The organism is Planktothrix sp. FACHB-1355, assembly GCF_014748295.1.
Lineage (GTDB): Bacteria > Cyanobacteriota > Cyanobacteriia > Cyanobacteriales > Aerosakkonemataceae > Aerosakkonema > Aerosakkonema funiforme_A.
Genome location: NZ_JACJUP010000181.1, coordinates 1 through 8,334 on the forward strand (window position 1 = coordinate 1; position 8,334 = coordinate 8,334).

General features: G+C 40.7%; 6 protein-coding genes. All 6 read right to left on the minus strand.

What is annotated here, in order from left to right; translation table 11 throughout:
* On the minus strand, positions 1-5,511 hold a 5,511-nt coding region (locus tag H6S82_RS10565), incomplete at its 3' end, for an ATP-binding sensor histidine kinase (protein ID WP_191056205.1).
* 341 nt (positions 5,512-5,852) lie between these two features.
* Positions 5,853-6,284, minus strand: a complete 432-nt coding sequence (locus H6S82_RS10570) for an archease (RefSeq protein ID WP_190466608.1) — start codon at positions 6,282-6,284, stop codon at positions 5,853-5,855.
* A gap of 3 nt (positions 6,285-6,287) precedes the next feature.
* Positions 6,288-7,172: a GTP-binding protein gene (locus H6S82_RS10575; protein WP_190466613.1), complete on the minus strand. Its 885-nt coding sequence runs from the start codon at positions 7,170-7,172 to the stop codon at positions 6,288-6,290.
* A gap of 187 nt (positions 7,173-7,359) precedes the next feature.
* Positions 7,360-7,731: a hypothetical protein gene (locus H6S82_RS10580; RefSeq protein WP_242056899.1), complete on the minus strand. Its 372-nt coding sequence runs from the start codon at positions 7,729-7,731 to the stop codon at positions 7,360-7,362.
* A 5-nt stretch (positions 7,732-7,736) separates the two neighbouring features.
* Complete coding sequence (locus H6S82_RS10585) at positions 7,737-8,120, minus strand: hypothetical protein (protein WP_190466619.1); 384 nt, start codon at positions 8,118-8,120, stop codon at positions 7,737-7,739.
* Between the two features lie 38 nt (positions 8,121-8,158).
* The gene (locus H6S82_RS10590) at positions 8,159-8,323 is read right to left on the minus strand and encodes an RtcB family protein (RefSeq protein WP_277926394.1); all 165 of its coding nucleotides are present in this window, start codon (positions 8,321-8,323) and stop codon (positions 8,159-8,161) included.
* Positions 8,324-8,334 lie beyond the last annotated feature (11 nt).

Genomic DNA, 8,334 nt, shown 5'->3' on the forward strand with positions numbered 1-8,334 from the left:
CACAATATTCAATCCCAAACCGCTGCCTTCGCCGGGTGGTTTTGTAGTAAAAAATGGGTCAAATATTCGTGGCATAATCTCCGGTGGTATACCCGTACCGCTATCGGTTATGCTTATATTTAAACAACTATCTTGTTGAGTCACATTAATGGTTAATATTCCATTATTGTGCATTGCTTGTAAAGCATTGTGAATCAAATTTGTCCAGACTTGATTGAGTTCGTCGGGATAGCACAAAACAGTCGGCAAAGAGGCATCGTAGTTTCTCACTACTTCCACACCATGCTTGAGTTGGTTGTGATAAAGGGTTAACACAGTTTCAATCCCATCTGTGATATTTGTCCGTAACTTTTGTCCGGAATGGTCATAACGAGCGTAGCTTTTTAAGGCAAACACTATTTTGGCGGCACGGTTTGTTGCTGTGGTAATGGTTTGGGTGCTTTTTTGGACGCTGGCAAGTTGATAGGCGGTGTTTAATACTTTTTCGCTTTCCGGGTCTTTCAGCAACGGCAAAAATGGTTCGAGATTTTCGTAAATGCCCAGGTCTACTAAAGTATCGGCAACGGTATCGGCATTGACAACGTTATAAGAATTTAGTTTACTCACTAAAGCGCGTTTGAAGGAGCGTCTTTCTTTGCTAGACAAGGCAGTTGTTTGTTGGGTTAAATTTTGCAGCAAGGCGAAGAAGTCTCGCTGACGTTCTGGAGAAAGTTGTTGAAAAAATTCTGGTAACTTTTGGAGTGATGAATTCATGAATTCGGCAATATTTTCAACGGACGATCGAATTGCCCCCAGCGGCGTATTAACTTCATGGGCAACGCCAGCAACCAGTTGTCCTAAAGCTGCCATTTTTTCGGATTGGATGAGTTCTTCTTGGGTAGCTTTGAGGTTTTCCAGCGCTTGCGAAAGTTCCTGAGTGCGTTCGGCAACTTGAATTTCTAAAGTACGATTGTATTCTGCTAACAACTTTTCCGCTTGCTTGACTTCTCCGTAAAGTTTGGCATTGGCAATCGCGATCGCCGCTTGTCCGGATAACAGTTGCAAAACTTCCAAACTGTTAGGAGTAAAAGCTGCTGTGGTCAGATTATTTTCCAGATACACAATGCCCCAAAGCTTACCTTGATTCATTAACGGCGCACACAAGATAGATTTAGGTTTATTTTTTTTGATGTATGGGTCATCTGGATTTTGGATTTTAGATTTTGGATTTTGCATTTCGCTAACCGCATCGTTGAGGACGATCGTTTCCTTTGTGCGGGCAACATAGTTGACGATCGATACGGGTAGGCGGTTTTCAATAGGTACTGACTGCAGCACCGCGACGTTATCAGAATCCACCACACCGCTGGCTTCTATTAACAGTTGACCCTCTTCTTTCCCTTGTTCTGTGTGGGAATGCAAAACTAGGTAGCCAATTTGTGCCCCAGCATTTTCGATAATAATTTTCATCAACTTGGAAAGTAACTTTTCCAGCAAAATTTCACCGGAAATCGCTTGCGATGCTTTTATTAATGTGCCGAAATCTAGAGTTCCAATTGCTGCGCTTGTAGTTGTCACGCTTATAGTTGTCGTGGGAATGGTAGTCAGGGTATTTGTCGATAATTTAGTAATTAAATGCGGATATTTTGACTCCAAATACTTCACCTTCGCTTGCGCTCCCCAACGCAAATAGCAGTAGTAGGCATCAGTCATATAAACTTGGGCAATTTTTTGTTTGCCTTTGCTTAACCAGAATTTAGCGGCTAATTCATGGGCTAAAGCTTCATTCTGAATATATTTATTTTCGCTGGCTGATTCAATTGCGCGATCGTAGTAGTCGATCGCCTCTAAATCTTGACCGGAAAGGCGAGCGATTTCTGCCTTTATCAACAGATACTTATGCAAATAATTTACCGGACAGTTATCTGCCCATATCTTCATTTTTGCTTCATTATCTGCCAGAATTTTCCTGTATTCTTGCTGCGCTTTTTCAGACGCTACAGAATAATGTGCGGTGAGGCACAATGAAGCATAAAAATAATGTTCGATTATATTATAAAAACCAGCACAGCTTCCCACTGTTTTTTCATTTTCTATCGCGAGTTGAGCGGCTTTGGCAAATTCACCTTGAATCAATAAAAGTTGTAACTTACGAGTGCCGTGCCAATGAATGCCAATATTAAAACCGCTCTCTTGCCATTCCTTTAAAATTACTGCTTCATCAAACAATTCATCTGGCGCGACAACTTCATTATCATCCAGCAAAGTGCGGATGGTGTTTTGCAAACTAAGATAGGAATAAAATATATTCCTATCGTTGATTTTTTGCACGCTAAACAAATATTTTTTGCTATCTTCATAAACTTCTGTTAATTCATCGCCGACTATGAACCTTGCCCATATTCTGTAATATATAGCCCAGACTCCGTAAATTAAATCCCCACATTCCAAACAGGCGATCGTCGATAAAGCGTAAAGCTCCACATTGTTTCTCAGGTGAACTTGATATGGACCGATCGTATGGGCAAAAATGTTGATAACCTTCCCAAGCAAAGTCCGTATGTTGAGCTTATTAATGAGCCGAAAACCTAGTTGTCCAAACTGATAAGCTAGTGGATATTGATACCGCGCAGCTAATATGAATCCATAGAGTATATATCCAAATGCAGAAGCCCCTACAACGCCATATGTCAGGGTAAAATTAACTATTTTAAAACTGCACCAATCCGACCAGTTTCGGTCTCCCATTAAATAAGCTGCTGCCCATAAATCCACTATCAAATTCATGCAAAGCCTCTTTTCATTGTCTTGACATTCTGGATCGTCAAGCAAGCTTTCCATGTTACGTTTCTGAAGCTTAGCGGCAACTTCTTCTGATTCTGCTGAAATAACAGTTAACAATTCTGTTTGAGAATTAGGTACGTCAATCCCCAAACTACGCAATCCATCTAAGCCCAAAGAAACGGCTTGACTAAATTTTCCTTGAGTCATACACAAATTCATGTATATTCTGTAAATTTCTAACTTGCTAAAATTAGATTTTGCTTGCTCTAAGGCAATAGTAAACAATTTTTCCGATCGCTCAAAGTTACCGCTTAAATACTCAACTTCTGCTCGTTCCTTATGCAGGGATAAACTTAATTCATACCGATCTGCCCAGCGATTTTTATCCAAAATATCCATACCTACAGTCAGATATTTTAGCGCTGCTTCATAAGCTGTCGCCGCTTTAGCTTTCTCACCAGCAATCAGATTTAATCGAGCAATTTTATCTCTTTCTGTTTGTGGGCTCACAAGTGCAATTCCCAGGTCGAGATGATCGACGATATTGAAGATTTTCTCCCCTAAATCTTGCGGTTGAGTATTTTGCAAAAGTAGGCGACCTATTTGTAAGTGAACGGCTTGTTTTTGTTCTTCATCAATCAAGGCATAAGCTGCTTGTTGGACGCGATCGTGCAAAAATTGATAATTTTGAATTAACAATTGATAATCCCACTCAGATGCAGCCAGAATTAAGGTGGACTGAACTGCCGGAGTTAAATTTTGGAAAACTTCAGCAGGTGATTTTTCGCAGATGATAGAGAGAGTATTTAGATCGAAAGATGCGCCTACACAAGCAGCTAAGCGCAACACCTGCTGCGTTGCATCTGGCAATTTCTTCAACTTCCCTATCATTAACTCCACGACATTATCAGTTATACCTACTGCCTCAATTTGATTGATATTCCATTGCCAACTTCGATAACGAAAATTAAAATTGAGCAGATTTTCAGCGTGCAACGTTTTGAGAAATTCATTGACAAAGAAAGGATTGCCCTCTGTTTTATGCACCACCAATTTTGCTAATGGTTTGACCGACTCAGTATCGCTGTGTAAAGTATCGGCAATCAATTCACCGATCTGCTGCATATTTAAAGGATTTAAACTTATAAAATTGACTGTTGCTCCTTTTTTCTGCAATTCATCAATAGTTATCATCAGAGGATGGGAAGGATTTACTTCATTATCGCGATACGCTCCGATCGAGAACAAATATTGCAATTCTACTTCCGTCATCATCAGTTCTATTAACTTCAAAGAAGCTGCATCTGCCCATTGCAAATCGTCTAAAAAAATGACTAACGGATGCTCCTTTAAACAAAAAGTTCGGATGAAGTTTTGGAACACAAGGTTAAAGCGATTTTGCGACTCTTGTGGCCCTAATTCTGGTACAGGTGGTTGTTTGCCAACAATCAATTCTACTTCGGGAATTACATCAATAATCACCTGACCGTTGGAGCCAAGTGCTGCTTCTAGTTTTTGTCGCCAAAGTTTTAGCTGTTCATCGCTTTCGGTTAAAATTCGCCGCACTAATCCTTCCAAAGCACTCACAACCGCAGAGTAGGGAACGTTGCGTTGAAACTGATCGAATTTGCCAGAAATAAAATAGCCGCGCTTTTCTGTAATAGGTTTGTGAATTTCTTGCACTAAAACTGACTTCCCGATGCCGGAATAACCTGCCACCAGCATCATTTCAATTTTGTTACTTGTCCGTTGTCCGTTGTCCGTTGTTAGTTGTTCCGTACCGCTGACTCGCTCAAATGCTGCCAGTAAAGTTTCCACTTCTCTCTCGCGTCCGTAGAGTTTTTGGGGAATTTGAAACTTGTCAGAAATATCTTGCGAAGCGAGGGGGAAAGAAAATATAAATCCATTTGTCTGTAGCTGAGACAAACATTCTTCTAAGTCTGCTTTAATTCCCCAGGCAGTCTGATAGCGATCTTCTGCATTCTTCGCCATCAATTTCATTACAATATCTGAAATAACCTGTGGAATTTCTTCATTTTTGAATTGGGAATTTTGACTTTTCACTTCATTTGGCTGTTTGGCAATGTGGCAATGCAGCAACTCTAAAGCATCGGTGGTCTCAAACGGCAGTTTTCCTGTGAGGAGTTCGTAAAAAGTGACACCGAGAGAGTAAAAGTCCGTGCGGTAATCCAGGAAGCGGTTCATTCTCCCTGTTTGTTCCGGAGATATATATGCCAAAGTACCTTCTAAAACATTGGGATTTTTCAGGGTAGGATTTTCGCGGGTAAAAATGCTGGAAATACCAAAGTCGATGATTTTTAGTTGCTGGGTTTCTGGGTTAAAAACTATATTAGATGGATTGATATCTTTGTGAATAATATTGGCTGCGTGAATATGACCTAAACTATCGGTAATAGCAACAGCAATTCGGATAACTTCAGCTAATTTAAATTTTCGCTGCTTCATCAACTTTTTTAGCGATTCCCCGCCAAAATCCTCAAAAATGATGAACATCGTTCTTTGATAGCTTTCTAATCCATAAGCTTTGGTGACACCATCAATATTAAATTTGCAGCTGATTTCATATTCTTGCTTGTATCTGCGAAGCTCATCTGGGGTGGGATAGTCTTGCTTCAGCACCTTGACGATCACAGGTTGGTTATCCTCCGCTCGGATGCCTCGGTAAACTTCGGAGTTGACGCTTTCATAGATGGGAGCTTTGATGGCAATGCCAGGAAGGTCTATCATAGTTTGGTTGTGTGACTTTAGGGATTAAGCTGCATACAATCTGGCACCCAGAGTAGATGAGAAGGATCGTAGCCTCTTTGTCGATATCTAGCGGTGATATTTTACAACCCGGATTGACGATCGACTGCTATTTGACGCACTATTTTTTTGGGTCAACCGCGTCTAACACCGCTTTTCTGCAAGGTAGGCAATACACCCTACTAAAAAAAGTATAGACTAATCGCGTCGCAGGCACAGTTAGCCTATACTCGTGTGAGAATAAACCTGAAGTTATTTGGCTCATGGGATGGCTTAAAAATATTGCCAACCGACAAGCGGGTTGACGGCTCTTTCTTATCAGACTATATATCAAGGATTACCATAGCCGTCCAACCGCGATCGCTTTTTCGCAATTCAAATTGATGTAATGTTACGGCTTTGACATCTACCCGCTGTTCGTGTCGGTTTGGATCGAGCTTTTCTCCCGTGGTAATCGCACTCAAATGATATAAGTTGTCTTTCTCCTCGATCTCAATTTGCTGCGCTCTCAGCAAAAGTAACTCGCTGTCTTTATAATAAATTAGTTCTTGTAAAAAATTGAAAAGCAACAAATCTAAGTCATCATTTTCTAAACTAAAACTTCGCGTTTCTCTTGGCTCTATTGCTGCCAAATTATCGATCATGGTGTTGATAGTTGCATCGCCTGCGGCTTGGAAAAGTTCTGGTAAATCTTTTCCATGAGCGCGAAAAGCAATATCCGCAGTGGCAACATCTTCCAAAAACTCATAATCCATAAGCTATTGCTCGCACAATTTTAATTGACTGATAATTTGCTCTTGGCGATCGCACACTTTTTTGCCGATGAAAACCAGTTCGGTTCCCTCTTGTTCAAACGGCTCCAAATCCCAACGTCCAGCTACAAAATTAAACAGATAATTTCCATCCGAAAATTTTACAAAACCTTTGGATCGATAAACATCTGTTTGTAGGAAGTTGGCAAATTCCTCAAAACGTTCGCTATTTAAAATGGCAGCAGTTTTGTAGCCGAAAGATTCAAATTCCGGTTGATGAACGTGGTGGGGTGGCGGTTGCACTCGTTCTCTACCAATACCAAACAGCAAATCTACATCTACCTGACACCTTTTTGTTCGCAAAATTGAGGCAATTTCGTTGAAGGAGTTGAGCTTTTTCTCTATCCCTTCTAACTCAGTTTCCGATACCAAATCAACTTTATTTAAAAGGATGGTATCTGCCGCTTCAATTTGCATCCTGCCGGTATGACCGACTTGCGGATATTTTACCATTGCGTCGGCATCGATGACGGTAACAACTCCATCCAAACGCACTCTGGTGAGACTTTCTTGAATATCAAAAACCAGCGCATCCGGTTCGGCAACTCCGGTTGTTTCCACTACAATGTTATCGGGATCTACTGTATCGACGATCTCGTTGACAGCAGCTTCAAATTCTCCCAGCAGGGAACAGCAGACACATCCGCCGCCAAGGTCTGCCATTTCCACATTTTTACCTTGAATGATTTTGGTGTCGATCGCAATTTCGCCAAATTCATTCATGAGAATCGCGATTTTTTTGGGAAAACTATCGAGGATGTGGCGAAGCAGAGTTGTTTTTCCGCTTCCGAGTGGCCCAGTAATTACTGTTAGTGGTGTTCGTACTTGCATAAAGTATCCTTTTTATGCTAACTATTGCGGGCGATCGCATATCTTTGTTAATGTTTGACATCGTGTCCGGTTGTATCGGTAGTACATGAGCGATACGGGAAATTGTCTCTTCGTAATCGAGTGTTAAATTTTTACCACAGATGAAAACAGATGAACACAGATGAACACAGATAAGAGAGCGATTTTTTTAGGCAACTGATGCAATCGGACATGATATGACAATAACAAAAGGAGATTCGATATCTATTTGCCAATTCTCATCAATAAATTCCATATTTTTATCATAAATCAAAATCACTTCGCCAATTTTTTTTTCTACCTCCCCGTGACTGGGTTTATCTTCTGAAGCAAGTTTATCAGCTTTGAGGACAAATTTCAGTTGTATCCATTCTTCTCTGTCTGTAACACCAATAGAACTGCTGATTACCTCAGCAGACAAGGAACGAGGCAACGTAATTTCTTCATAAAATTCATCTTTTTCATCCCAGTAACCCGACACTTTATAATTGCATAATTCGAGATGTTCTGTAACGAGCGCATTGGCATCAGTACTATCCACAAAATTTACCATTCTCCCTCAAATACAAATTCTTGTAAGTCAGGATGCTCGATCGTGAAGTCTCTAATTGCTTCAATCATTCCTATGTACCACTCATCGTTGCTTTCCGCTTTCAAAATTGCCAGTTTCTCTTCTAACTTAGGGATGTCACTGCGCGTTAATATTAGTACGTCGCAATCAGCTTCCCTCCAATCGTCAGTATATTCATAAATTCTGTTGGTAATCTTTCCTAAATTATCCTCTTGGGAATCTACATCTTTTACTAGCTTGTATTCACCAATTCCAAGTTCGTCATAAATTCTGTGCATTTCTGAGTTTTGCACGCCAAAACCGTACTTCCAAACGATCTTACCCTCGCCTCCCACGAAGCAATTTATGTATCTGCCCATGTTTCAATTCTCCAATTATTCTAAAATCTGAACATGAGCTATCCCTTAATATTGCCAATGGGAGTCAAGCGCACAACTTTTTTGCTAATTCCAGCTAATTCAGCCGCCTCAATCACATCATCGATATCTTTGTAAGCGCCTCCCGCTTCTTCCGCCAGTCCCGGCATTGAGGTACTGCGAACATAAATTCCCCGGCTTTCCATATCCTTCAAAA

What these genes read in the sequence shown, in the direction of transcription:
- H6S82_RS10575 (WP_190466613.1), bottom strand. Translation starts at nt 7,172, where the DNA reads ATGCAAGTACGAACACCACTAACAGTAATTACTGGGCCACTCGGAAGC.
- H6S82_RS10585 (WP_190466619.1), bottom strand. Translation starts at nt 8,120, where the DNA reads ATGGGCAGATACATAAATTGCTTCGTGGGAGGCGAGGGTAAGATCGTT.
- H6S82_RS10590 (WP_277926394.1), bottom strand. Translation starts at nt 8,323, where the DNA reads ATGGAAAGCCGGGGAATTTATGTTCGCAGTACCTCAATGCCGGGACTG.
- H6S82_RS10570 (WP_190466608.1), bottom strand. Translation starts at nt 6,284, where the DNA reads ATGGATTATGAGTTTTTGGAAGATGTTGCCACTGCGGATATTGCTTTT.